This is a genomic window from Dankookia sp. GCM10030260, assembly GCF_042666655.1.
In the GTDB taxonomy this organism is placed as follows: Bacteria; Pseudomonadota; Alphaproteobacteria; order Acetobacterales; family Acetobacteraceae; genus Paracraurococcus.
Genome location: NZ_JBHTDE010000002.1, coordinates 616,433 through 639,945, shown reverse-complemented (window position 1 = coordinate 639,945; position 23,513 = coordinate 616,433). Strand labels below are relative to the sequence as shown.

The 23,513-nt window shown below is 71.4% G+C and carries 22 protein-coding genes; 8 read left to right on the top strand and 14 right to left on the bottom strand.

The window, feature by feature from the left end:
- Positions 1-178 precede the first annotated feature (178 nt).
- Together ACFQS7_RS09505 and ACFQS7_RS09500 are read left to right on the top strand one after the other, a co-directional pair.
- The gene (locus tag ACFQS7_RS09505; protein WP_380066801.1) at positions 179-1,054 is read left to right on the top strand and encodes a DMT family transporter; all 876 of its coding nucleotides are present in this window, start codon (positions 179-181) and stop codon (positions 1,052-1,054) included.
- Positions 1,051-3,069: a DNA/RNA helicase domain-containing protein gene (locus ACFQS7_RS09500; protein WP_380066800.1), complete on the top strand. Its 2,019-nt coding sequence runs from the start codon at positions 1,051-1,053 to the stop codon at positions 3,067-3,069. The genes ACFQS7_RS09505 and ACFQS7_RS09500 overlap by 4 nt, the downstream gene beginning before the upstream one ends.
- Before the next feature lie 22 nt (positions 3,070-3,091).
- On the opposite strand, the gene ACFQS7_RS09495 is transcribed toward ACFQS7_RS09500, so the two are convergent.
- From ACFQS7_RS09495 to ybaK, 3 genes are read right to left on the bottom strand one after another with little or no spacing between them, the layout of a single operon-like run.
- Entirely contained in the window at positions 3,092-4,060 is a 969-nt protein-coding gene (locus ACFQS7_RS09495; RefSeq protein WP_380066799.1) for a Bug family tripartite tricarboxylate transporter substrate binding protein, read from the bottom strand.
- Positions 4,057-5,046, bottom strand: a complete 990-nt coding sequence (locus tag ACFQS7_RS09490) for an MDR family oxidoreductase (protein ID WP_380066798.1) — start codon at positions 5,044-5,046, stop codon at positions 4,057-4,059. The genes ACFQS7_RS09495 and ACFQS7_RS09490 overlap by 4 nt, the downstream gene beginning before the upstream one ends.
- A 28-nt stretch (positions 5,047-5,074) precedes the next feature.
- The gene (gene ybaK, locus ACFQS7_RS09485; protein WP_380066797.1) at positions 5,075-5,557 is read right to left on the bottom strand and encodes a Cys-tRNA(Pro) deacylase; all 483 of its coding nucleotides are present in this window, start codon (positions 5,555-5,557) and stop codon (positions 5,075-5,077) included.
- 169 nt (positions 5,558-5,726) lie between these two features.
- On the opposite strand from ybaK, the gene ACFQS7_RS09480 reads away from it, so the two are divergent.
- Together ACFQS7_RS09480 and ACFQS7_RS09475 are read left to right on the top strand one after the other, a co-directional pair.
- Positions 5,727-6,182: a (2Fe-2S)-binding protein gene (locus ACFQS7_RS09480; protein ID WP_380066796.1), complete on the top strand. Its 456-nt coding sequence runs from the start codon at positions 5,727-5,729 to the stop codon at positions 6,180-6,182.
- 1 nt (position 6,183) lies between these two features.
- The gene (locus tag ACFQS7_RS09475; RefSeq protein ID WP_380066795.1) at positions 6,184-8,481 is read left to right on the top strand and encodes a molybdopterin cofactor-binding domain-containing protein; all 2,298 of its coding nucleotides are present in this window, start codon (positions 6,184-6,186) and stop codon (positions 8,479-8,481) included.
- Between the two features lie 42 nt (positions 8,482-8,523).
- Here the strand turns inward: ACFQS7_RS09475 and ACFQS7_RS09470 are convergent, their stop codons facing one another.
- The 4 genes from ACFQS7_RS09470 to ACFQS7_RS09455 form a co-directional block, all read right to left on the bottom strand.
- Positions 8,524-9,432 (bottom strand): NAD(P)-dependent oxidoreductase, encoded by a 909-nt coding sequence (locus ACFQS7_RS09470; protein ID WP_380066794.1) that lies wholly within the window; start codon positions 9,430-9,432, stop codon positions 8,524-8,526.
- Positions 9,432-10,187 carry an SDR family NAD(P)-dependent oxidoreductase gene (locus tag ACFQS7_RS09465; RefSeq protein WP_380066793.1) on the bottom strand — a complete coding sequence of 252 codons (756 nt, stop codon included), beginning with the start codon at positions 10,185-10,187 and terminating at the stop codon, positions 9,432-9,434. The genes ACFQS7_RS09470 and ACFQS7_RS09465 overlap by 1 nt, the downstream gene beginning before the upstream one ends.
- A 210-nt stretch (positions 10,188-10,397) precedes the next feature.
- On the bottom strand, positions 10,398-10,895 hold the full coding sequence (locus tag ACFQS7_RS09460) for a pentapeptide repeat-containing protein (RefSeq protein WP_380066792.1): 498 nt from the start codon (positions 10,893-10,895) through the stop codon (positions 10,398-10,400).
- Between the two features lie 39 nt (positions 10,896-10,934).
- Complete coding sequence (locus ACFQS7_RS09455; protein WP_380066791.1) at positions 10,935-11,735, bottom strand: phytanoyl-CoA dioxygenase family protein; 801 nt, start codon at positions 11,733-11,735, stop codon at positions 10,935-10,937.
- A 116-nt stretch (positions 11,736-11,851) separates the two neighbouring features.
- On the opposite strand from ACFQS7_RS09455, the gene ACFQS7_RS09450 reads away from it, so the two are divergent.
- The gene (locus ACFQS7_RS09450; RefSeq protein ID WP_380066790.1) at positions 11,852-12,823 is read left to right on the top strand and encodes a Bug family tripartite tricarboxylate transporter substrate binding protein; all 972 of its coding nucleotides are present in this window, start codon (positions 11,852-11,854) and stop codon (positions 12,821-12,823) included.
- 203 nt (positions 12,824-13,026) lie between these two features.
- On the opposite strand, the gene metF is transcribed toward ACFQS7_RS09450, so the two are convergent.
- Positions 13,027-14,007 (bottom strand): methylenetetrahydrofolate reductase [NAD(P)H], encoded by a 981-nt coding sequence (gene metF, locus ACFQS7_RS09445; RefSeq protein ID WP_380066789.1) that lies wholly within the window; start codon positions 14,005-14,007, stop codon positions 13,027-13,029.
- 293 nt (positions 14,008-14,300) lie between these two features.
- Here metF and ACFQS7_RS09440 point away from each other — a divergent pair, with 293 nt between their 5' ends.
- A complete protein-coding gene (locus tag ACFQS7_RS09440) occupies positions 14,301-15,122 on the top strand; it encodes a VacJ family lipoprotein (protein ID WP_380066788.1) in 822 nt (273 codons plus the stop codon).
- 20 nt (positions 15,123-15,142) lie between these two features.
- Positions 15,143-15,778: a phospholipid-binding protein MlaC gene (locus ACFQS7_RS09435; protein WP_380066787.1), complete on the top strand. Its 636-nt coding sequence runs from the start codon at positions 15,143-15,145 to the stop codon at positions 15,776-15,778.
- Positions 15,779-15,784: 6 nt separating this feature from the next.
- Here the strand turns inward: ACFQS7_RS09435 and ACFQS7_RS09430 are convergent, their stop codons facing one another.
- Positions 15,785-16,963, bottom strand: coding sequence for a DUF3734 domain-containing protein (locus tag ACFQS7_RS09430; protein WP_380066786.1), 1,179 nt, complete (start codon positions 16,961-16,963; stop codon positions 15,785-15,787).
- A 273-nt stretch (positions 16,964-17,236) separates the two neighbouring features.
- Between ACFQS7_RS09430 and ACFQS7_RS09425 the strand changes: the two genes are divergently transcribed.
- A complete protein-coding gene (locus ACFQS7_RS09425) occupies positions 17,237-18,217 on the top strand; it encodes a Bug family tripartite tricarboxylate transporter substrate binding protein (RefSeq protein WP_380066785.1) in 981 nt (326 codons plus the stop codon).
- 9 nt (positions 18,218-18,226) lie between these two features.
- Here ACFQS7_RS09425 and ACFQS7_RS09420 read toward each other — a convergent pair whose 3' ends face one another.
- The 5 genes from ACFQS7_RS09420 to leuC all read right to left on the bottom strand — a co-directional run bounded on the left by ACFQS7_RS09420 (position 18,227) and on the right by leuC (position 23,513).
- Entirely contained in the window at positions 18,227-18,757 is a 531-nt protein-coding gene (locus ACFQS7_RS09420; RefSeq protein ID WP_380066784.1) for a GNAT family N-acetyltransferase, read from the bottom strand.
- Positions 18,758-18,764: 7 nt separating this feature from the next.
- Entirely contained in the window at positions 18,765-20,444 is a 1,680-nt protein-coding gene (ettA, locus tag ACFQS7_RS09415; protein ID WP_380066783.1) for an energy-dependent translational throttle protein EttA, read from the bottom strand.
- Positions 20,445-20,535: 91 nt separating this feature from the next.
- On the bottom strand, positions 20,536-21,495 hold the full coding sequence (locus tag ACFQS7_RS09410) for a Bug family tripartite tricarboxylate transporter substrate binding protein (RefSeq protein WP_380066782.1): 960 nt from the start codon (positions 21,493-21,495) through the stop codon (positions 20,536-20,538).
- Positions 21,492-22,094: a 3-isopropylmalate dehydratase small subunit gene (gene leuD / locus ACFQS7_RS09405; RefSeq protein ID WP_380066781.1), complete on the bottom strand. Its 603-nt coding sequence runs from the start codon at positions 22,092-22,094 to the stop codon at positions 21,492-21,494. Before leuD ends, ACFQS7_RS09410 begins: the two co-directional genes overlap by 4 nt.
- Positions 22,095-22,097: 3 nt before the next feature.
- A complete protein-coding gene (gene leuC / locus ACFQS7_RS09400) occupies positions 22,098-23,513 on the bottom strand; it encodes a 3-isopropylmalate dehydratase large subunit (RefSeq protein ID WP_380066780.1) in 1,416 nt (471 codons plus the stop codon).

Genomic DNA, 23,513 nt, shown 5'->3' with positions numbered 1-23,513 from the left:
TGGTGATGCCGGCGCGTGGCGCTTTCCCTCGGGCCCAGCAATGCCGGTGCGGCGCCCGGCTTGCAAGGGGGCGGCCCGGGCGGATTTCCCCCGGGCGCGGTCCCGCGGCATGCTGCGCCGGGCATGCTGACGGAACGCCCCGCCCCGAGTCCCCCGGCCGTCGCCGGGGCCGGCTGAGATGCTGCTGGCGCAGGGCCAGTTGGCGCTGGCCATGGCGCTGGTCGGCGCCAATGTCGCGGTCGGCAAGCTGCTGGCCGGGTCGCTGCCGATCCCGCTGATCCTCTGCCTGCGCTGCCTCCTGGCCTGCCTGGTGCTGTGGCCGCTGGCGCGCGCCCTCGACGGGCCGGTGCGGATCGGCCGCGCCGCCGCGCTGAACCTGGCCTTGCAGGCGCTGCTGGGGACCGCGCTGTACAACGCTGCCCTGCTCAGCGGGCTGCGGCTGACCACGGCGCTGGAGGCCGGGCTGGTGCTGGCGACCATGCCGGCGGTGGTGGCCATCGGCAGCGCCGCCTGGCTGCGGGAGCGATTGGCCCCGCGGCACTGGCTGGCGGCGGCGCTGGCGGCCGGCGGCATGGCGGCGATCACCGTGGCCCGGCTGGGCGGCGCGACGGGCGGCTCGGCATTCGGCAATGCGCTGGTCTTCGCCGGGGTCTGTGGGGAGGCGGCCTATGTGCTGCTGGCCAAGCGGCTCGGCGGGCGGGTGCCGGTGGTGACCGCCAGCTTCTGGATGCAGGCCTTCAGCGCGGCCATGCTGCTGCCGCTGGCCCTGCCGGGCCTCGGCGCGATGGCGGCGCTGGCCGACCCGGGGCTGGCCGGGCTGCTGGTCTTCCACAGCCTGACGGCGAGCGTGCTCTGCCTGCTGCTGTGGTATGCCGGGTTGCGTAAGGTGCCGGCGGGGGTGGCCGGGGTCTTCACCGGCTTCCTGCCGGCGGCGGCGGCGCTGACCGCGGTGCTGGGGTTGGGGGAGCGCTTCACGGTGACGCATGCGGCGGGGTTCGCGCTGATGGGGGCAAGCCTGCTGCTGGCGACCTGGCCGGGTCGGGATCGCGGATGAGGGCCTGGTTCGCCTGCAGCGGGGCAGAATTGCTGGCGCGCGACCCGGCGGATACGGTCAGGCGGCTGGCCTCGGCGCAGCAGGCGCGCGGGTTCAGCGGCACGCCGGACCAGGAGATGGCCTGGCAGGCGCAGCTGCGCGCCTTGCAGGCGGCGGTCGCGGCCTGCGGCGGCGCGGCCTGGACCGTCGCGCTGGAATTCGACCTGCTGCGGCTGGAGAAGCGCATCGATGCGGTGCTGCTGACGGACCGCGCCATCCTCTGCCTGGAGTTCAAGACCGCAGCGCCGACCAATGCGGCGCTGGCGGAGGCCGAGGACTATGCGCTCGACCTGCGGGACTTCCATGCCGGCAGCCGGGACCATGCCATCGTGCCGGTGCTGGTGGCGGGCACCGGCGGCTGGGCACCGCCGGTGCAGCCCTGGCTGCTGCCGAAGCACCCGACCGATCCGCTGGTCTGCGGCGCGGAGGCGCTGGCCGGGCTGATCCGCTGGGTGCAGGCGACCCTGCCCGCGTCCGCCCTGCCGATCGACGGCGCCGCCTGGCTTGAGGCGCCCTACCGCCCGGTGCCGACCATCGTCGAGGCGGCGACCATGCTCTATGCCCGCAACGGCGTCGCCGAGATCGCCGCGGCCCGCGCGGACGCGGCCAACCTGACCCGCACGGCGCGCGCCATCGCCCGGCATATCGAGGCCGCCCGGGCCGCGGCGGCGCGGACCGTCATCTTCGTCACCGGCATCCCCGGCGCGGGCAAGACGCTCTGCGGGCTGAATGCCGTCTTCGGCCCGGCCCGGGTGGATGGCGCCGCCTTCCTGACCGGCAACGCGCCGCTGGTCGCAGTGCTGCGCGCGGCGCTGGCGCGCGATGCGGTGGCGCGCGGCGAATGCGACCGGGCCGAGGCGGAACGCCGCACCCAGGCCGCGCTGCAGAACGTGCACCGCTTCCTCGAGGATTGCGCGATCGATCCCGCCCGCCTGCCGCCCGAGCGGCTGATCGTCTTCGACGAGGCGCAGCGGGCCTGGGACCAGGCGAAGTCGCTGACCGGCACCCAGAACAAGCGGTCCCGCCTGACGATGAGCGAGCCGGCGCACACGCTGGAGATCATGGGCCGCCGCGCCGGCTGGTCCGTGGTGGTGGCGCTGATCGGCAACGGGCAGGAGATCAATACCGGCGAGGCGGGCCTAGCCGAATGGGGCCGCGTGGTCGCCGCCAATTCACGCTGGCGGGCCGCCGCGGCGCCGCGTGCGCTGGCCGCGACCGATCCGGTGCAGCGGCTGGCCGAGGGGACCCCGGCCTGGCTGGAGATCGATGCCGATCTCGACCTGGTCGTGCCGATGCGCAGCGTGCGGGAGACCGCCGGCGCGGCCTGGGTGAATGCGCTGCTGGATGGCGAGACGGCGGAGGCACGGCGCATCGCCGAAGCGGCGCCCGCCCTGCCCTATCTCGTCACCCGCGACCTGGCGGCGCTGCGCGCCGGCCTGCGCGGCTTCGCCCGCGGCCAGCGCCGGGCCGGGCTGGTGCGGGCGGCGGGGGCAAGGCGGCTGCGGGCGGAAGGGCTCGGCGCCGAGGTGCCGACCAAGGAGGTGCCGGACTGGTTCCTGCGGCGCTGGCCGGATATCCGCGCCTCGGACGCGCTGGAGACGGCGGCGACGGAATATGCCTGCCAGGGGCTGGAGCTGGACGTGGTCGGCCTGGCCTGGGGCGGCGACTTCGTGCGCGGCCGGGCGGGCTGGTCGGCGCGCGGCTTCGTCGGCGACAAGTGGCAGATCGCCGCGAAGGATGCCGACTTCATCCGCAACACCTACCGCGTGCTGCTGACCCGGGCGCGCTACGAGACGGTGATCTGGGTGCCGCGCGGCTCGCCGGCCGAGGACCCCTTCCACGACCGCACCCGCTCCGCCGCGGAGATGGACGCCATCGCCGACTACCTGCTGGCCTGCGGCGCGCGGCCGCTGGACGCCGCCGCGCTCCCGCGACCCGCACCCCCGGCGCAGGCGGGACTCTTCGCCGGGCCCTGACGCGGCCTCTTCCGCCGCGCGGCTATTCCGGCTCGATCCCCGCGGCGCGGGCCATGCGGCCCCATTTGACGATCTCGTCCTTGATGAACGCGGAAAACTCCTCGGGCGTCGAGCTGAACCCGTCGAAGCCGATATCGCCCAGCCGCGTCGCCGTCTCCGGCCGGTCCCAGACGCCGCGGATATCGGCGTTGATCGACGCCACCATCTCGGTCGGCATCCGCGCCGGCCCGACCACCCCGGCCCAGGCCGCCACGTCGAAGCCGGGCAGGCCGAGCTCGGCCAGCGGCGGGATGTCCGGCAGCAGCTTGCTGCGCTGCTTCGTCGTCACGCCCAATACCCGCAACTGCCCGCCCTTGACGTTGCCCAGCGAGGAGGAGACATCCACCACCATGCAGGTGACCCGGCCGGCGATGACGTCGGTGATCGCCGGCGGCGTGCTGCGATAGGGCACATGCGTCATCTCGATCCCGGCCTGCGCCGCGATCGTCCCGCCGGCGACGATGCCGGTGGAATTGCCCGAGGCATAGGTGAGCTGCCCCGGCTTCGCCTTCGCCGCCGCCAGCAATTCCGCCACGCTGCGGAAGGGCGAGGTCTCCGGCACCACCAGCCAGAAATTGTAATTGCCGGTGCGGCAGATGGCGCTGAAGTCGGCGACCGGGTCGTAGTCCAGCCGCTTCATCAGCGCCGGGTTGGCGGCGCTCGGCGTGTTGGTGGTCATCATCAGCGTCGAGCCGTCCGGCGCGGCGCGCGCGGCGGCGCCGGCGGCCAGCGCGCCATTGGCGCCGGCCCGGTTCTCGACGACCACGGGCTGGCCCCAGATCGGCTCCAGCAGCCCGGCCAGGATGCGGGAGATCGCATCGGTGCCGGACCCGGCGGCGAAGGGCACCAGGATGGTGACCGACCGCGTCGGCCGCCAGGGTTGGGCACGTGCCGGCATCGCCGCCAGCGTCGCACCGGCGCCGAGCAGCGTGCGGCGGGACAGGGTCGTCACCGGCCGATCTCCACCACGACGCGGCCGCGCACCTGGCCGGCCAGGATCGCCTCGGCGACGCGCGGCACCTCGTCCAGCCCGACCGTCGTCGTCATCGCCGCCAGCTTGGCGCGGTCGAGATCGCGGGCCAGCCGCGCCCAGGCCTCCAGCCGCAGCGCCCGCGGCGCCATGACCGAATCGACGCCGAGCAGCCCCACCCCGCGCAGGATGAAGGGCGCCACCGAGGCCGGCAGGTCCATCCCCTGCGCCAGGCCGCAGGCGGCGACCGCACCGCCATACTTGATCTCGGTCAGCACCCCGGCCAGGGTCTTCGACCCCACCGTGTCCACCGCCGCCGCCCAGACCTCCTTGCCCAGCGGCCGCGCCGCCCCGCCGGCATAGCGGTCGCGCGGCACCACCTCCTTGGCGCCGAGGCCTTCGAGATAGGCCTGCTCCTCCGGCCGCCCGGTGCTGGCCGCGACATACCAGCCGGCCGAGGCCAGCAGCGCGATGGCGACCGAACCGACGCCGCCGGCCGCGCCGGTCACCAGCACCGGGCCGCGGTCGGGCGTCATGCCGTAGCGTTCCAGCGCCATGACGCAGAGCATGGCGGTATAGCCGGCGGTGCCGATCGCCGCCGCCTCGGCCGGGTCCATGCCGGCGGGCAGCGGCACCAGCCAGTCCGCCTTGACCCGGGCCCGGGGCGCATAGGCGCCGCAATGGGTCTCACCCACCCCCCAGCCGTTCAGCAGGACCTGATCGCCGGGCTTTACTGCCGGGTTGTCGGATGTCTCGACCACGCCGACCAGGTCGATCCCCGGCACCATGGGGAAGCGCCGCACCACGGGGGCACGGCCGGTCACCGCCAGCCCGTCCTTGTAGTTCACCGTCGAGTGGCTGACGCGCAGCAGCACGTCGCCCTCGGGCAATTCGCTCTCGGCGAAGTCGCGGAAGGCGGCGCGGGCCGCCTGGCCGGTCTCCGGTCTGTCCACCACCAGGGCCTTCATGCGGCGTTCCTCCCTTTGCTTGGCTGCGTCATTCGGCCTGCAGCGGGCAGACCACCGCCGCCAGCGCCGCCACCAGATCGGCCGGGGCCAGGGCGATCTGCAACCCGCGTCGGCCGCCGTTCACCACGATCTCGTCCTGCCCCGCGGCGCTGGCATCGAGGAAGCAGCGCAGCCGCCGCTTCTGGCCGAAGGGGCTGATGCCGCCAACGACGAAGCCGGTGCTGCGTTCGGCCTTGGCCGGGTCCGCCATCTCCGCCCGCTTGGCCCCCGCCGCTGCGGCCAGCGCCTTGAGCGAGAGCCGGGCGTCGGAGGGGATGGCGGCGCAGACCAATTCCGCCCCGTCCAGCAGGCAGACCAGCGTCTTGAACACCTGTCCGGGCGGGATGCCCATGGCGGCCGCCGCCTGTAGCCCGACCGATTCCGCATCCGGTTCGTAGTCGTATTCGACCAGGCGGAAGCGGATGCCGGCGGCCTCGGCCGCGCGCACGGCGGGGGTCTGCTTCGATGCCATGCTGCTGCCGCCTCCCGCCCGCGATCCGCCGCTGTCTAGCAGCCAGCCCGCCGGCGGACGAGGGGCCGGACCGTTCCGCGATGCGAGGCAAGGGCAACGGGACCGGGTTCCCGAGCGTTCCCCTCACATCCCGGCGTCCCCATGCCGGGCGGAGGAGGAGGGACCCCCGATGGTCAAGCTGCGCGTCAACGGCGAGGAACGTTCCTATGACGGCGATCCCGCGATGCCCCTGTTGTGGTTCCTGCGCGACGAATTGGCCCTGACCGGCACGAAATTCGGCTGCGGCGTGGCCGCCTGCGGTGCCTGTACCGTCCACATGAACGGCGAGGCGGTGCGCGCCTGCGCCACCGCCATGGGCGACACCGAGGGCCAGGCCGTGGTCACGATCGAGGGACTGAGCCCAGACGGCAACCACCCGGTGCAGAAGGCCTGGCGTTCCATCAACGTGCCGCAATGTGGCTATTGCCAGGCCGGGCAGATCATGCAGGCGGTGGCGCTGCTGCAGCAGACCCCGCAGCCGACCGACGAGGACATCGACGCCGGCATGCAGGGCAACATCTGCCGCTGCGGCACGTACCAGCGCATCCGCGCGGCCATCAAGGCCGCCGCCCGGGGGGCCGCCTGACATGACCGATCTTCGCATCGAACGTCCCTCCCGCCGCCTGCTGCTGCAGGGCGTCGCCGCCGGTGGGTTCCTGATGGCGCTGCGCGTGCCGACGGCCCAGGCGGTGGAGGATGCACCGAAGCCGAAATTCGGCGCCGACGCCATGCCGCATGGCGTGGTGAACGACCCGCTGGTCTTCGTCTCGATCGCCCCCGACGGGCTGGTGACCATCGTCTGCCACCGCGCCGAGATGGGCCAGGGTGTGCGGACCGGCATGCCGATGATCGTCGCCGACGAGCTGGAAGCCGACTGGTCCCGGGTGAAGGTGGTGCAGGCGCCGGGCGACGAGTTGCGCTACGGCAACCAGGACACCGACGGCTCGCGCTCGACCCGCCATTTCCTGCAGCCGATGCGGGAATGCGGCGCGGCGGCGCGGCGGATGCTGGAAGCCGCGGCGGCGAAGCGCTGGGGCGTGCCGGCCGACCAGGTCACCTCTAGGAACCACCAGCTGCTGCATGCCGCAAGCGGCCGCAGCCTGGGCTACGGCGATGTCGCGGCCGAGGCGGCGAAGCTGCCGGTGCCGCCGAAGGAGACGCTGAAGCTGAAGGAGGCCGCCGACTTCCGCTATATCGGCAAGGACACCCTGCCGCTGGTGGACGGCTTCGACATCTCCACTGGGCGGGCGAAGTACGGCCAGGACACGACCATGCCCGGCCTGCTCTTCGCCGTCGTGGCGCGGCCGCCGGTGCTGGGCGGCACGGTCGTCTCGGTGGACGATACTGCGGCGAAGAAGATTCCTGGCGTGGTCAAGATCGTGCAGCTCGAGGGCACGCCGCCGCCGGCGAAATTCTCCCCGCTCGGCGGCGTCGCGGTCATCGCCAGGAACACCTGGGCGGCGATGCAGGCGCGGGAAGCGCTGAAGATCACCTGGAAGGACGGCCCGCACGCCAGCTACGACAGCGACAGCTACCGCACCGGCCTGGAGCAGACCGCGCGCAAGCCGGGCAACGTCCTGCGCAAGGAAGGTGACGCCGACGCCGCCCTGGGCAAGGCGACCAAGCGGGTGGAGGCGGAATACTACGCGCCGCACCTGGCGCATGCGCCAATGGAGCCGCCGGCGGCGACCGTGCGCATCGCCGGGGGCAAGGTCGAGTGCTGGACCAGCGCGCAGAGCCCCTATTCGGTGCGCGGCGAGATCTCCGAGCGGCTGAAGGTGCCGCTGGAGAATGTCACCGTGAACGTCGAGCTCCTCGGCGGCGGCTTCGGCCGCAAGTCGAAATGCGACTATGCAATCGAGGCGGCACTGCTGTCGAAGGCGATGGACGGCCAGCCGGTGAAGGTGGTCTGGACCCGCGAGGACGACATCCAGAACGGCTACTACCACACCGTCCAGGTGGACCGGCTGCAGGCCGGACTGGATGCCGAGGGCAAGGCGACGAGCTGGATGCATCGCAGCGTCTTCCCCAGCATCCTGAGCATCTTCGCCCCCGACCAGAAGCACGGCGCGGGGTTCGAGGTCGGCATGGGCCTGCTGGACACGCCCTTCGCCATCCCGAACATGCGGATCGAGAACGGCGAGGCCGAGGCGCATACCCGTATCGGCTGGTTCCGCTCGGTGCTCAACATCCCGCATATCTTCGCGGTGCACTCCTTCGTCGGCGAGATGGCGGCGGCGGCCGGGCGGGACCCGAAGGACTACCTGCTGGAGCTGATCGGCGCGCCGCGCATGGTGGACCTGCCGGTCGGCAAGGGCCCGACCGAGTTCTGGAACTACAACGAGGATCCGCGGAAGTATCCGGTCGATACCGGCCGGCTGCGGCACGTCGTCGAGCTCGCCGCGGAGAAGGCGGAATGGGGCCGCAAGCTGCCGGCGCGGCATGGGCTGGGCATCGCCGCGCATCGCAGCTTCGTCACCTACGTGGCGACGGTGGTCGAGGCGGCGGTGGACGAGAAGGGCGTGCTGTCGGTCCCGCGGGTCGACGTCGCCATCGATTGCGGCTTCCACGTCAACCCGGAACGCATCCGCTCCCAGGTCGAGGGCGCCTGCGTGATGGGCATGTCGCTGGCGACGAAAAGCGCGATCACCTTCAAGGGCGGCCGCGTGGTGCAGTCCAACTACACCGACTACGAGGTATCGCGGATCGACGACGCGCCGCGCGAGGTGCGGGTGCACATCGTGCCCGCAGGCCTTGACGTGCCGCCGAGCGGCGTCGGCGAGCCCGGCCTGCCGCCCTTCGCGCCGGCGCTGTGCAACGCGATCTATGCCGCGATCGGCAAGCGCATCCGCGAGCTGCCGATCGGGTCGCAGCTGGCGACCTGACCGCATCGGCGGGAGGGGTTCGCTCCTCCCGCCACCCCCGGCTCAGCCGTCCTTGCGGCTGCGTATCTCGGCGCCGGCCCAGCCCTCGACGATGCGGACCAGCTCGGCCAGGTCCGCGCCGCCCTTGCCCTGGCTGGCGGCGAAGCGCCAGAGCCGCGCCGCCTGCTCGATCCCCCACATCGGCACGTCGTAGGCCCTGGCTTCTTCGAGTCCCAGGCTGACATCCTTGTCGAGCACCGCGATGGAGGCGCCGAAGCGCAGCTTGCCGTCGAGGATGCCGGGCATGACATCGCTGCTTGCGAAGCTGCGGCCGGTGCCGGCATTGACCATCGCGACCATGGTGTCGGGGTCGAGCCCGGCCTTGGCGCCGAGCGCGAAGGCCTCGAAGGCGTTGGCGGTATTGGCGGCGAAGAGCAGGTTGTTCACCAGCTTCATCACCTGGCCCTGGCCAGGCTGGTCGCCCAGCACGAAGATGCGCTGGCCGATGCGCTGCAGGAAGGGGCGCAACGTCTCCACGGCATCGGGCGCACCGGCGACCATCATCGCCAGCGTGCCGGCCCGGGCGCCTGCCGGCCCGCCGCTGATCGGCGAATCGACCATCGCCAGGCCGCGCTGCGCCAGGCCGTCGGCGATGCGCTGCACCGTGGTGCGGCCGATGGTCGACATCTCCGCATGGACGCGGATGGCGCGGCCATGCACGACGCCCTCGGGGCCGAGCGCCGCGGCCTCGCTGACCTTGCCGGTGGGCAGGCAGGCGAAGACGATGCTGGCGGCATCCGCCACCGCGGCGGGCGAGGCGCAGGCCTTGGCGCCGCGGGCGACGAAGGGCTGCATGGCCTCCGCACGCGGGTCGAAGACATGCAGCTGCACGTCGGGGCCGAACAGCCGCTCCGCCATGGGCGCGCCCATCTGGCCGAGGCCGAGGAAGCCGATATGGGTGAGGTTCGACATCAGAGCGTCACCAGGCCGCTGTCGACCGGCAGGATGGTGCCGGTGACGATGCGGCTTTCGTCCGAGGCGAGGTAGAGCACGGCATTGGCCATGTCGATCGGCTCGCCGAGGCCGAGCAGGTGTTGGTCGGCCAGAACCTGCATGGCCGAATTGCCGGCCAGCAGCCCGCGCACCCGGTCGGTCAAGGTGACGGTCGGGGCGACCGCGTTGACCCGGATGCGCTTCGGCCCGAACTCGACGGCCAGCGAGCGGGTGAGCGCGGCGACGCCGCCCTTCGCCGCGGTGTAGCAATCCCGCCCGGGGAAGCCCATCAGCGCCACGACGGACGCCATGTTGATGATCGAGCCGCCGCCCGAGCGCGCCATCTCGGGGATGCCGAAGCGGCAGCCGAGGAAGGTGCCGTAGAGGTCGAGCTTGATGGCACGCCAGAATTCCTCGAGCGGCGCCTCGACCGCGGTGTTGTCGACGCTGGTCGAGCCGCCGGCATTGTTGTGCAGCACATGCAGGCCGCCATAGTGCCGGACGGTGCTGGCGATGGTGCCGGCGATGCTGTCGGGCTCGCTGACATCGGTCCGCAGGAAGATCGCCTCGCCGCCGGCGCGGGCGATGCGGTGGGCGGTCTCCTCGCCGCTCGGCGCGTCGATCTCGGCGATGACCACCTTGGCACCCTCGCGGGCGAACAGCTCCGCGGTGCAGCGGCCGATGCCGGTCCCTGCGCCGGTAACGATGGCAACCTTGCCCTGCAGCCTGGCCACTGGCCCCTCCCCCATGGTTTTGCCGAACCATGGCAGGAAGCGGCGCGGGGCGGCAAGCGACGGGGCGGGCTTGCCAGCTGGACCGGCGCGGCATCGGTCCGCGGGATCCATCCCGGCCCGGTCGGCTTGCGGATCGGGTGGAGACCGCGTCGCGCGTCGGGTGGACGACCTCCTCGAGCATCCTGCCCTTCGGGCGGGACGGGCGACCGCTCAGCGGCAGGCACCTTCCGATCCGGCGGCGCAGATCTGCTTGCCGTCCACCCAGCGCGCCCCGCCGAGCTGCGCATGCAGGAAATCCGCGCCGTCGATGCGGGCGCCGGTCAGGTCGGCGCCGCGCAGGTCGGCGCGAAAGAAGCGGACGCGCCGGAGGTCCGCGCCCGCCAGCCGCGCCTTGCCGAGATTGGCCCGGGTCATGTCGGCCCGCAGCAGTTCCGCCCCGCCCAGGTCGGCATCCCGCAGGTCGGCGGCAACGAAGCGGGAGGTATAGCCGACCACATCCCGCAGCACGGCGCCGCGCAGGTCACTGCGCGACAGGGATGCATCCCGCAACACCGCCCCGGTCAGGTCGACGCCGCGGAAGTCCCGCGCCTCCAGCAGGCAGCGGCGCCAGTCGATGCCGGGCCGCGGTGGAGAAACGCAGTTGGACGCCCTGGCCGGCATGGCGCCGGCCAGGGCGAGGAGGAGCAGCAGCCATGAGGAGGTTCGCACAAGACACGATATAGGCCGGGGTACGAACTCCGCCAAACATCACTCCGCCGCCTGGCGGTACCGCCGGGCATACTGCGTCAGCGCATCGTCCGGCACCGGCTGGATCGGCGCGAAATCGGTATGGGCGATCCATTCCGGCCGGGTCGGCTTGCGGATGTGGTTGGAGACCGCGTTGAGCGTGAGGTAGACGATCTTCCGCGGATAGGGCGTGATGTTCGGCGCCGAGCCATGCACCAGGTTGCCGTGGAACAGCAGCACGCCGCCCGGCTTGCCGGTCGGGGCGACGATCCCGCCCTCCTGCACCAGTTCCGTCACCACCTGGTCGTCCAGCGTCCAGAGCGGGTAGGAGGTGGTGCTGAGGTCATGCCCGGCCTTCAGGTTGCCATGCGCCTGGCTGCGCGGGATCAGCATCAAGGGGCCGTTGATCGGCATCACCTCATCGAGGAAGACCGCGATGTTCATGGCGCGCGGCTCCGGCATGCCGTCGTCGCGCAGCCAGGTGCCGTAATCCTGGTGCCACTGCCAGACATCGCCGGTGAAGGCCGCCTTCGCGTTGATCTTGAACTGGTGCATGTAGAGCTGCTCGCCGAACAGCTGCTCGATCGGCTCGATCAGCCGCGGATGCGCGCCGAGCAGGCGGAAGGCCTCGTTGTAGGTATGCGCGGCGAAGGCGGTGCGCGGCACGCCGGACTTCTCGCGCCAGATCTCCGGCCGGTTGGCGGCGTAGATCGCCTCCGCCTCGTCGCGGAGCACGGCGACTTCCTCGGCGGAGAATGTCTCCGGCAGGAACAGCCAGCCTTCCTCGTGGAATTGACGGACCTGGTCTTCTGACAGGCGCATCGCCCTTCTCCCTTCCTGGACGTTTCCCGCATCCTAGCGCCGGGCCTCGCCGGACCAAAGGCTTTCCCATCAGCCGGCGCGCAGGGCAGGATGGCGGAAAGACCACGGAGGAACGCATGACACCCCGGTTCGGCCGCAGACCGCTGGTCGCCGCCATGCTCGCCGTGCCGCTCGTCGCCCGGGCGCAGCCGGACTGGCCCAGCCGTGCCGTCCGCATCGTCATCTCCTGGCCGCCGGGCGGCGGCGCCGATATCCCGATGCGGCTGGCGGCCCCCGCGATGCAACGGGTGCTCGGCCAGCCGGTGGTGCTGGAGAACCGGGCCGGTGCCAGCGGCTCGGTCGGCGCCGGCGTGGTCGCCCAGGCCGCGCCGGACGGCTATACCACGCTGGCCGATACCGCCGGCGGTTCGGTCAACCACTTGCTGATCCCCAGCCTGCCCTATGATTTCGCCAGGCAGTTGACGCCGATCAGCCAGATGGTGCGCTCGCCCCTGCTCTGCGTGGTCCGGGCCGACCATCCTTCGAAGGACCTGCCGGCGCTGCTGGCGCGGCTGCGCGCGGCGCCGGGGCAGATCCCCTATGCTTCCTCCGGTGTCGGCACGGCGACGCATCTGGCGCCGGCGCTGCTGCTGCGCCGGGCGGGCGTTTCCGCCAACCACGTCTCCTACCGCGGCGGCGCCGCCTCGATCGCCGGCATCCTGGCGGGCGATGCCGAATTCGTCTTCTCCACCCTGCCCTCGGCGACGCCGCTGGTGCTGGAGGGGCGGCTGCGCGCCTTGGCGGTCAGCATCGCCACCCGCCTGCCCAACCTGCCGGAGGTGCCGACCGTGCAGGAACAGGGTTTCGCCGATTTCGACGTCGCCGACTGGCTCGGCTTCTATGCGCCCAGCGGGACGCCGGCACCGGTCATCGCCCGGCTGTCGGAAGCCGCCCAGGCCGGCATGCGCGACCCGGTCGCGGTCAAGCGGCTGGGCGAGATCGGCATGATTCCGGTCGGCAGCGGCCCGGCCGAATTCGCCGCCTTCTTCGCCGACCAGCGGGCCCGCATGGGCGGGCTTATCCTGGCCGAAGGGATCAAGGTCGAATGACCCGCAGCGCGCTCCTCGGCCGGAGACCGCGAACGCTGCCCATGGCCCCCGCCATCACCCGGCTGCGGGAGGCCCTGGCGGCAATCCTGGCAGAACCCGGCATCCGCGCCCGGCCGACGACGCCGGGCAGGCCCACCTCGGCGGCAACGCGCCGGCCGAACCCGGCGCCGCCATGGTCATCGCGCCCTGCCGCGCGCCGTGCATCAGGCCGAGGTAGGCGCCTTGGCTGGCCGCGCCCCCAGGATATGGGCGATGGCATAGACCAGGTCGGACCGGTTCAGCGTGTAGAAGTGGAACTCGTCCACCCCGTTGGCCTGCAGCAGACGTACCTGCTCGGCCGCCACCACGCTCGCCACCATGCGGCGGGTCTCGACGTCGTCCTCCAGCCCCTCGAACAGCCGGCCCATCCAGTCCGGCACGCCGGCGCCGCACATGGCGGAGAATTTCTTCATCTGGGTGAAGTTGGAGACCGGCATGATGCCCGGCACGATCGGCACGGTGATCCCGGCCGCCAGGCAGCGGTCGAGGAAGCGCAGGAAGATGTCGGTGTCGAAGAAGTACTGGGTGATGGCGCGGGTCGCCCCGGCATCGATCTTGCGCTTCAGGTTGTCCAGGTCGTGCTCGGCCGACAGCGCGGTCGGGTGCATCTCCGGGTAGGCGGCGACGCTGATCTCGAAGGGCGCCACCCGGCTTAGCCCGGCGACCAGGTCGGCGGCGTAGGCATAGCCCTCCGGATGCGCCTCGTAGCGCTCGGCCCCGACCGGCGGGTCGCCGCGCAGCGCCACGATATGGCGGACGCCGGCTGCCCAATAGGCCCGGGCGACGTCGTCGACCTCGCCACGCGAGGCGCCGACGCAGGTCAGGTGCGCCGCCGGGGTTAGCGAGGTCTCCTGCACGATCCGGCTGAGCGTCGCGTGGGTCCGTGCCTGGGTGGTGCCGCCGGCGCCATAGGTGACCGAGACGAATTGCGGCGCCAGCGGCTCCAGCCGCCGGATGCAGGCCCAGAGCTGGGTCTCCAGCGCGTCGGTCTTCGGCGGGAAGAATTCGAAGGACAGCGCCGGGGCCGGCAGGGCGGCAAGCTGTGGCAGGCCATCGACGCGCGGGCCGGTCAGCCAGCGCTGCAGCGTGCCGCGGGTGGCGTCGGGGAGGCGCCGGTCGACCGGCGCGTTGAGGGTCTGGTCCATACTTTCCTACTAGCCTGGGATCGTGTCGCCTGGAACAGCCGGCCCTGTATCGCCGGGTGACGTGTAATGGGGAGGGGACGGAGCCGGAGCCACCCCGCCGGGGCGCCAATCCGGTCAACCTCTCCGTCAGCAGGGCACCGGATACAGTTTGTGGCGTTGCACCATTATCCCAACGGTCATAATGGCCATGGTGGTCGTGGGGCGTAGCGTCGGGTTGAATGCCCGCGCGCTATGCGCCACGACATGTTATTGCGTTGTTCTAACGCAAGAGGTCCAGGTTGCCGATGCGCCCGATGATGCCGTTTCGAACCCGCTTCACCGTCGCGCTGCTGGCGCTGGCGCTCGTGGCTGGCTGCGCCGCCAGGCCAGACCCGAGCGATCCGGATGAGGTCGCCGAATTCAAGCAGACCAACGATCCGATCGAGCCCTTCAACCGCCGCATGTTCGCGGTGCACCAGGGTATCGACCGGGTAATCCTGCGGCCGGTCGCCGTGGCCTATCGCGACGTGGTGCCGCAGCCGGTCCGCACCGGCATCCGCAACGTGCTGGGCAACCTGCGCACGCCGGTCATCCTGGCCAACGACATGCTGCAGGGCGAACCGCGCCGCGCCGGCGACACGCTTGGACGCTTCCTGATCAATTCCACCCTGGGCATCGGCGGCATCTTCGACGTCGCCGGCAGTCGGTTCGGGGTCAAGGGCCATACCGAGGATTACGGCCAGACCCTGGCGGTCTGGGGCGTCGGCGAAGGCGCCTACCTGTTCATCCCCGTCCTCGGCCCGTCCAATCCGCGTGACCTCGTCGGCGCCGGCATGGGCATCGCCAGCGACCCGCTGACCTGGGTCGGCCAGGGCGTCACGGTCGACGCGCTGACCTACACCCGCGCCGGCCTGACCGTCGTGGACGCCCGCGAATCGCTCATCGAGGTGCTCGACATCGTCAACAAGGAATCGCTCGATCCCTACGCGACGCTGCGCAGCGCCTATCGCCAGCGCCGTAACGCCGAGATCCGCAACGCCAACGACGCCACGGCGCCGTCCGCCGCCACCGGCACTGGCTTCGGCACCGGCACCGGCTACACCCCCCCTGCGCCCAGCGCCGAGCCGCCGCGCTGACCCGACCGGGAGAGACCAGAATGACCCGAATCCCCCGCCGCCTGCTGCTGGGCGCCGGCCTCAGCCTGCCTTTCATGGCGCATCGCGCCCTGGCGCAGCAGGATATCGGCCGCGCCGCCAGCTTCATCCAGACCACCGGCCGAGACCTGGTCGCCGCCATCAACGACACCAGGTCGGACCTCGCCACCCGCCGGCTGCATGTCGCGGCGGTGCTGCGCAAGGCGGTCGACATCGAGGGCGTCGGCCGCTTCATCCTCGGCCGCTGGTGGCGCCAGGCGACGCCGGCCGAACAGGCCGAATATGTGAAGCTGTTCGAGGAAACGCTGATCCGCAACCTTTCGGCCCGCTTCGGCGAGTACCAGGGCGTGCGCTTCTCGCTCGGCCGCAGCCAGCTGCGGACCGAGGACGACGTCCTGGTCAACACCATCATTGAACGGCCGAACAGCGCGCCCTTCGCGCTCGACTGGCGTGTCGGCGACGTCGGTGGCCAGCCCAAGATCGTCGACGTGATCGCCGAGGGCACCTCGCTCCGGCTGACCCAGCGGAGCGAGTATTCCGCCGTGATCCAGCAGAACAACGGGTCGGTCGCCGCCCTGCTGACGGCGATGAAGCGGCAGATCCAGCAGCTCGCGGCGCGGGAACAGGGGGCGCGCTGACGCCCGTCAGGCAGCGCTGCGCGGCGTCCGCGGGCTGCCCGCTTCCAGCCGGCCCGCCGGCGCATGCAGGTCGAAGGTGCGGGCGCCGACCTCCTCCGCCATCGGCGCCAGCCAGGGCGAGGCGGCCAGGGCGTCGGCCGCATCGGCCCGCCCGGCCGCCCAACGCTCCTGCATCGTCTGGCGGCTGAACTCGTAGTCCTTGGCTTGGCCCTGCGGTTCGGCCGGCCGGTAGATCAGCTGGACGATGTCCATGGTGGTGACGCAGCCATAGGCATAGAGGAACTGCGCCTCCGGCGTCGCCCGCAGCGCCTCCGGCAGCTTTTCGAACAACAGGTTGATGTTGTGCCGCAGGTCATGCGCGAAGCGCTGCGTGTCGGTCGCCGCGCGGGTGCGGCTGGAATAGCGGATGTCCTTCTCGCGCTCCGCGACCTCGGCCAGCGTCGTCGGCAATTGCCCGCGGGAGGGGAAGACGTCCACCTGGAAGGTCAGCCGGCTGCTGCGCGGGACATAGTCCAGCACGTATTGCAACGGGGTGTTGGAAACCAGGCCGCCATCCCAGTAGTGCTCGCCGTCGATCTCGACCGCCGGGAAGCCGGGCGGCAGGGCGCCGCTCGCCATCACGTGCTCCGGCCGGATGACCATCCTGGCATTATCGAAATAGGCGAAATTGCCGGTGCGGACATTCACCGCGCCGACGCTGAAGCGCGTCTCCTTCGCGTTGATCCGGTCGAAATCGATCAGGGCTTCCAGCGTGCCCTTCAATGCGGCGGTGTCGTAGTAGCTGACCGGCTCGGGCCCGAGCAGCCATTCCACCGCCGGGCGTGGCGCGAAGAAGCCGGGCTGGCCGAGCAGCAGGGCACTCGCGGCACCGAGCTGGCGGTGATCCGCCCAGCCCGCCGCCAGTGCGCCCTGCCAGCACCCGGCGATGGCGGTGGCCGGCGCGGTGATGCCTTCCCAGAACTGCCGCAGCCTGGCCACCCGGTCGCCCGGTGCGTTGCCGGCGATGATCGCGGCGTTGATCGCGCCGATCGAGATGCCGGCCACCCAATCGGGCAGGTAGTCGGACCCGGCGAGTGCCTCATAGACCCCGGCCTGGTAGCTGCCGAGCGCGCCGCCGCCCTGCAGGACGAGGGCGACCGTCTTGTCGTAGCTGGCGGGGCGCGGCGGCACGGGGGGCATCGGCATCAATCCTCCTTCGGCAATCGGGCGGGCTTAGCGCCGCCGACCAGGTCAACGCACGCGACACTCCGGTGACCGGTGCACCATACGTCGCCGCGGCACGCCGCGAGTTGTGCCATGAGCGTCGCCACCAGGCCCTTTCCCGGCCGGCGGCGCGCTCCACCCGAGGTTTCGACGGTGCGGGCCCGGCGGTTGGCGCCTGCCGCCGCGACATGCTTCCAGCACCGGTCAGGGAATGCTCTGCTGGAGTCAAGCAGACCAAACGGGAGGACATCAACCATGCGTCGCCGAAGCCTTGGCCTTGCCTTGCTCGCTGCCCTGCTGCCCGCCGCGGCCGGTGCCTTCCCCGACCGCCCCATCACCCTGGTCACCGGCTACGCGCCCGGCGGCAGCACCGACATCGCCGCCCGCATCCTGGCCGACCGGATGCCGTCCCATCTGGGGCCGGAGGCGCGGATGCTGGTGGACAACCGGCCGGGCGCCGCCGGCGTCATCGCCACCGAATGGCTGAAGCGCCAGCCGGCCGATGGCTACACGATTATGATGACGGAAACCGGCGCCGCAGCCGCCGCGCCGGCGGCGATGATCGGCGGCACCCGCTACGACCCGGTCGCCGACTTCACCCATATCGGCATCGTCAGCACCCCGCCCGGCGTGCTGGTCGTGACCGAGAGCCTGCCCGGCCGCACGCCCGGGGCGGTGCTGGAGACGCTGCGCCGCGCCGCGCCCGATGCGCTGACCTATGCCAGTTCCGGCGTCGGCGGCGTGCTGCACCTGCGGGCGGAGATGCTCGCCCAGGCCTTCGGCACCCGCTACGTCCATGTGCCCTACCGCAGCGGCGCGCAGATGGTGCAATCGATCATGACGGGGGAAGCGCAATTCGGCATCGCCGCCCTCGCCTCCGCCACGCCGTTGCTGCGCGACGGCAAGATCCGCGGCATCGCCATGGTCGGCGACCGGCGCTTCCCGCTCTATCCGGACATCCCGACGCTGGGCGAGCTCGGCGTGCCGGGCTTCGACAACGGCGGCTTCTTCCTGCTGATCGGCCCGGCCGGCATGCCGCCGCGGGTGGCGGAGGCGCTGAACCAGGCCTTGCTGCGGACCCTGGCGGAGCCGATCGTGCGGGACCGCATGCTGACCGCGGGGCACGAGCCGCCGGCCGGGCCGAACGACCTGGCGACGGCACGCGCCTTCATGGAGCGGGAATATGCGACCTACCAGCGGATCGTCGCGCAGACCGGGGTCCGCCTGCAGCCCTGACGGCAGGGATCAGGCCGGGCGAAGGCTTTCATAGACGATCATTCGCCGCCCGCGGTAGGTGAAGGCATCGCACTCCACCATGCCGATGTCCTGCAGCACCGTCCGCGACGCCAGGTTCTCCGCCCAGGCGACGGCGATGATGCGCGGCAGGCCGACGCGATGGCCGAAATCGAGCCCGGCCTTCGCTGCCTCCCGCGCATAGCCCTTGCCGCGGCATTCCGGCCAGAGCGCGAAGCGCATCGCCACGCCGCGGCCATCCGGCCGTTCCATCAGCCCGGCGATGCCGAGGAACTCGCCGGTCGCGGTTTCGTAGACGCACCAGGTGCCATAGCCGCGCACCCGCCAGAACTCGATGTCGTCCTCGAGTTCGTCCCGCGTGCGGTCCTCCGAGCGGACGCCATGCAGCATCAGCTCGAAGACCCGCGCATCCGACTTCAGGCGGATCAGGTCGGGCAGGTTCTCCTTGCCCGGCGGGACCAGGGTCAGCCGCCCGGTGCGGACCAGCCGCCCGGGCATCGGGACGGTCGGGGCGACCCGCATGCCGTGCCTACCTGGTCAGCGGCCGATACTTGAGGCGGTGCGGCTGGTCGGCCGCGGCGCCGAGACGGCGGCGCTTGTCGGCTTCGTAGGCCTGGAAGTTGCCCTCGAACCATTCGACGTGGCTGTCGCCCTCGAAGGCCAGGATGTGCGTCGCCAGGCGGTCGAGGAACCAGCGGTCGTGGCTGATGATGACGGCGCAGCCGGCGAAGTCCTGCAGCGCCTCCTCCAGCGCCCGCAGCGTGTCGACGTCGAGGTCGTTGGTCGGCTCATCCAGCAGCAGGACGTTGTGCGGGCGCTTCAGCATCTTCGCCAGGTGCACCCGGTTGCGCTCGCCGCCCGACAGCACGCCGACCGGCTTCTGCTGGTCGCCGCCCTTGAAGTTGAAGGCGGCGCAATAGGCGCGGCTGGGCACCGCCCGCTTGCCCATGGTGATCTGGTCCATGCCGTCGGAGATTTCCTGCCAGACGGTCTTGCTGTCGTCGAGGCTGTCGCGGCTCTGGTCGACATAGCCGAGCTGGACGCTCTCCCCCACCACCAGCGTGCCGCTGTCAGGCTGGTCGACGCCGGTGATCATCTTGAACAGCGTGGTCTTGCCGGCGCCGTTGGGGCCGATGACGCCGACGATGCCGCCGGGCGGCAGCTTGAAGGACAGGTCGTCGATCAGCAGCCGGTTGCCGAAGCCCTTGCGGAGCTGGTCGGCGACGATGACGATGTTGCCCAGGCGGGGTGCCGGCGGGATCTGGATCTCGGTCGGGTCCGGCGCCTTGTCGAGGCTACGCTGCAGCAGGTCCTCGTACTTGGCGATACGGGCTTTCGACTTCGCCTGGCGGGCGGCCGGGCTGCGGCCGATCCATTCCTGCTCCTCGGCCAGCTGGCGCTGCCGGGTGCTCTCCTCCTTCTCCTCCTGCTTCAGGCGCTTGCGCTTCTGTTCCAGGTAGGCGGAGTAGTTGCCCTGGTAGGGGATGCCCCGGCCGCGATCGACCTCGAGGATCCAGTTGGTGACGTTGTCGAGGAAGTAGCGGTCGTGGGTGACGATCAGCACCGCGCCGGTATAGTCGCGCAGCGTGGTCTCCAGCCAGGAGACGCTCTCGGCATCGAGGTGGTTGGTCGGCTCGTCCAGCAGCAGCATCTCCGGCTTCTCGAGCAGCAGCCGGCACAGCGCGACGCGGCGGCGCTCACCGCCCGAGAGCGTGGTGACCGGGCTGTCGAAGGGCGGGCAGCGCAGCGCGTCGAGCGCGATCTCGACGGTGCGGTCGATCTCCCAGCCATTGCCGGCGTCGATCTTCTCCTGCAGGTCGGCCTGCTCGCCGAGCAGGGTGTTCATCTCGTCGTCCGACATCTCCTCGCCGAACTTCATCGAGATCTCGTTGAAGCGGTCGAGGTAGCCCTTCATGTCCTTGAAGGCGAGCATGACATTCTCGCCGACCGTCAGCTCGGGCTCCAGATGCGGCTCCTGCGACAGGTAGCCGACGCGGACGCCCTCGGCCGCCCAGGCCTCGCCGCCGAATTCCTTGTCCTGGCCCGCCATGATGCGCATCAGGGTCGACTTGCCGGCGCCGTTCGGGCCAAGCACGCCGATCTTCACGTCGGGCAGGAAGGACAGGGTGATGCCTTTGAAGACCTCGCGCCCGCCCGGATAGGACTTGGTGAGGTCTTTCATCACATAGGCGTACTGGTAGGAGGCCATGGGGCGGTAACCTGTCGGGCGGGGGGTTCGGCGCCCCTCATAGCCGCTGCGGCCCCCCCACGCCAAGGCGGCTGAGGAGCCCCCTGCCCGCTCAGCCCAGCGTGATCCCGGCCTCGCGGATCACCTGCTCGCAGACGATGCGCTGGGCGGCCAGCCAGGCGGCGAATTCGGCCGGGCTGTTGCCCACCATGATGGCGCCCGCGGCGTCCATCCGCTGCCGGACCGAGGCATCGGCCGTCGCCTTGGCGATGGCGGCGGCCAGCCGGTCGATGATCGGCGACGGCGTGCCGGCGGCGGCGAAGACGCCGTTCCAGTCGTTCATGTCGTAGCCAGGGAAGCCGCTTTCGGCGAGGGTCGGGACGTCCGGCAGGGTCGGCACCCGCTGCGGGCTGGTCACCGCCAGCACCCGCGCCTGGCCGGCCTGCACCGGCGGGCGGATCGAGGAGGTGGTGATCAGCACCGCATCGACCACGCCCGCGGCGATGTCCCGCGCCGCGTCGGCGCCGCCGCGATAGGGGGTGTGGATAAGCCGGATGCCGGCCCGCTTCTGGAACACCTCCCCGGCCAGGTGTCCCATGCCGGCGGCCGGGGGCGTGCCGTAGCTGATGGCGTTCGGCCGGTCCTTCGCGATGGCGATGAACTCCGCGATCGTCCGCGCCGGGAAGTCGCGCTTGACCGCGATCACCTGCGGGAACTGGCAGAACTGCGACACGGGGATGAAGGCGGTGCGGTAGTCGAAGCCGAGGTCCTTCATCAGCGGCGGGTTGGTCAGCTGGTTCGCCGCATCGACCAGGAAGGTGTAGCCGTCCTTCGGCGATTGCAGCGTGGCGTTGGCGGCGATGACGGCATTGCCGCCGGTGCGGTTCTCGATCACCACCGTCTGGCCGAGGAGATCGCCCAGCTTCTGGCCGACGGTGCGGGCCGCGGTATCGGCGGCGCCGCCGGCGGCGAAGGCGACGATCAGCCGGATGGGACGGTTCGGCCAGTCCTCCTGCGCCAGGGCCGGGGTGACGAGCGCGAGGCCGAGCGCGGCGCGGCGGGTGACCCTCACAGCGTGTTCTCCCGGCCGTAGCGGCGCTCGAAGGCGGCGATCTCGTCCTCGTAGGTCGCGGTCAGGCCGAAATCGTCGAGACCCTGCAACAGGCAATGCTTGGCGAAGGGGTCGATCTCGAAAGGATGCGCCGTGCCGTCGGGCGCGGTCACGGTCTGCAGCGGCAGGTCCACCGTGACGCGGGCACCGGGCTCGGCTTCCAGCTGCGCGATGATGTCCTCGACCACCTCGGCGGGCAGCACCACCGGCAGCAGCCCGTTCTTGGTGCCGTTGCTGCGGAAGATGTCGCCGAAGCTGGGGGCGATGGCGCAGCGGAAGCCGGCATCGAACAGCGCCCAGACCGCGCTTTCGCGCGAGCTGCCGCAGGCGAAGTTGCGCCCGGCGACGACGATCCTGGCCGGCTGCCACGCCGCCCGGTTCAGCGGGAAATCCGGGTCCTGCGTGCCGTCCGGCAAGCGTCGCGCGTCGTGGAACAGGAATTGCCCGTGGTCCACCTCCCGCGGGCGGGACAGGAAGCGGCCGGGGATGATGCGGTCGGTGTCGATGTTCGGCTGCGGCAGCGGCACCGCGACCGCATTCAGGTGGCGAAAGGCTTCCATGGCTCAGGCCTCCGTCAGCATGCGGACATCCGCGAGATGGCCGCTGACCGCGGCGGCCGCGGCCATGGCCGGGCTCAGCAGATGGGTCCGCGCGCCGGGACCCTGGCGGCCCATGAAGTTGCGGTTGGAGGTGGAGGCGACGCGTTCCCCCGGCCGGGCAATGTCGCCATTGGTGCCGAGGCACATGGAACAGCCGGGCTGCCGCCAGTCGAAGCCGGCGGCGGTGAAGACGTGGTGCAGCCCCTCGGCCTCCGCTTGGCGCTTGACCGGCTCGCTGCCCGGGACGACCCAGGCGGTGACGCCATCGGCCACCTTGCGGCCCCTGGCGACGGCCGCGGCGGCGCGCAGGTCCTCGATACGGGCGTTGGTGCAGCTGCCGATGAAGACCCGGTCGATGGCGATGTCGGTCAGCGCCGTGCCGGGGGCGAGGCCCATATAGGCCAGCATGCGCTCCATCTGGCCGCGCCGCTCGGCATCCGGCGCGGCTTCCGGGTCGGGGATGCTGCCGCCGATCGGCAGCGCGTCCTCCGGGCTGTTGCCCCAGGTCACCATGGGCTGGATGGCATCGCCGTCCACCAGGACCTCGGTGTCGAAGACGGCGCCGGGGTCGCTCGGCAGCTCGCGCCAGCGCGACACCGCCTGGTCCCATTCGGCGTCCTTCGGCGCATAGAGCCGGCCGCGGAGGTATTCGAAGGTGGTCTCGTCGGGGGCCACCATGCCGGCGCGGCCGCCGGCCTCGATCGACATGTTGCAGAGCGTCAGCCGCCCTTCCATGGAAAGCCCGCGGATGGCGCTGCCGGCGTACTCGATGACATGGCCGGTGGCGCCGGCGGCGCCGATCTGCGCGATGATCGCCAGGATCACGTCCTTGCCCGTCACCTGCGGCCCGAGCGTGCCGTCCACCGTGATGCGCATGGTCTTCGGCTTGCGCTGCCACAGCGTCTGGTTGGCCAGCACATGCGCGACCTCGGTGCTGCCGATGCCGAAGGCCAGCGCGCCGAGCGCGCCATGCGTCGAGGTATGGCTGTCGCCGCAGACCATCAGCAGGCCGGGCTGCGAGAGGCCGGTCTCCGGCCCCATCACATGGACGATGCCCTGGTTCGGGTCGCCCAGGCCGAATTCGCGGATGCCGTGCTCGGCGGTGTTGCGCGCCAGCTTCTCCACCATCTCGCGGTGGCGCGGGTCCTCGATCTCCGCCAGCGTGCGGGAGGCGGTCGAGACATAGTGGTCGGGCGTGGCGAAGATGCGGTCCGGCGCGCGCGGCTTCAGCCCGCGCCTGCGCAGCACGTCGAAGGCGGTGGCGCCGCCGTCATGCAGCAGGTGCCGCCCGACATAGAGCAGGGTCTGGCCATCCTCCCGCTCCATCACCCGATGGCGCGACCAGATCTTCTCGAAGAGCGTGCGTGGTGCGTCCGCCAT

Coding starts and splice junctions, on each gene's coding strand:
- ACFQS7_RS09505 (WP_380066801.1), top strand. CDS start 179: ATGCTGCTGGCGCAGGGCCAGTTGGCGCTGGCCATGGCGCTGGTCGGC.
- ACFQS7_RS09500 (WP_380066800.1), top strand. CDS start 1,051: ATGAGGGCCTGGTTCGCCTGCAGCGGGGCAGAATTGCTGGCGCGCGAC.
- ACFQS7_RS09490 (WP_380066798.1), bottom strand. CDS start 5,046: ATGAAGGCCCTGGTGGTGGACAGACCGGAGACCGGCCAGGCGGCCCGC.
- ybaK (WP_380066797.1), bottom strand. CDS start 5,557: ATGGCATCGAAGCAGACCCCCGCCGTGCGCGCGGCCGAGGCCGCCGGC.
- ACFQS7_RS09480 (WP_380066796.1), top strand. CDS start 5,727: ATGGTCAAGCTGCGCGTCAACGGCGAGGAACGTTCCTATGACGGCGAT.
- ACFQS7_RS09475 (WP_380066795.1), top strand. CDS start 6,184: ATGACCGATCTTCGCATCGAACGTCCCTCCCGCCGCCTGCTGCTGCAG.
- ACFQS7_RS09470 (WP_380066794.1), bottom strand. CDS start 9,432: ATGTCGAACCTCACCCATATCGGCTTCCTCGGCCTCGGCCAGATGGGC.
- ACFQS7_RS09455 (WP_380066791.1), bottom strand. CDS start 11,735: ATGCGCCTGTCAGAAGACCAGGTCCGTCAATTCCACGAGGAAGGCTGG.
- ACFQS7_RS09450 (WP_380066790.1), top strand. CDS start 11,852: ATGACACCCCGGTTCGGCCGCAGACCGCTGGTCGCCGCCATGCTCGCC.
- metF (WP_380066789.1), bottom strand. CDS start 14,007: ATGGACCAGACCCTCAACGCGCCGGTCGACCGGCGCCTCCCCGACGCC.
- ACFQS7_RS09440 (WP_380066788.1), top strand. CDS start 14,301: ATGATGCCGTTTCGAACCCGCTTCACCGTCGCGCTGCTGGCGCTGGCG.
- ACFQS7_RS09435 (WP_380066787.1), top strand. CDS start 15,143: ATGACCCGAATCCCCCGCCGCCTGCTGCTGGGCGCCGGCCTCAGCCTG.
- ACFQS7_RS09430 (WP_380066786.1), bottom strand. CDS start 16,963: ATGCCGATGCCCCCCGTGCCGCCGCGCCCCGCCAGCTACGACAAGACG.
- ACFQS7_RS09425 (WP_380066785.1), top strand. CDS start 17,237: ATGCGTCGCCGAAGCCTTGGCCTTGCCTTGCTCGCTGCCCTGCTGCCC.
- ACFQS7_RS09420 (WP_380066784.1), bottom strand. CDS start 18,757: ATGCGGGTCGCCCCGACCGTCCCGATGCCCGGGCGGCTGGTCCGCACC.
- ettA (WP_380066783.1), bottom strand. CDS start 20,444: ATGGCCTCCTACCAGTACGCCTATGTGATGAAAGACCTCACCAAGTCC.
- leuD (WP_380066781.1), bottom strand. CDS start 22,094: ATGGAAGCCTTTCGCCACCTGAATGCGGTCGCGGTGCCGCTGCCGCAG.
- leuC (WP_380066780.1), bottom strand. CDS start 23,513: ATGGCGGACGCACCACGCACGCTCTTCGAGAAGATCTGGTCGCGCCAT.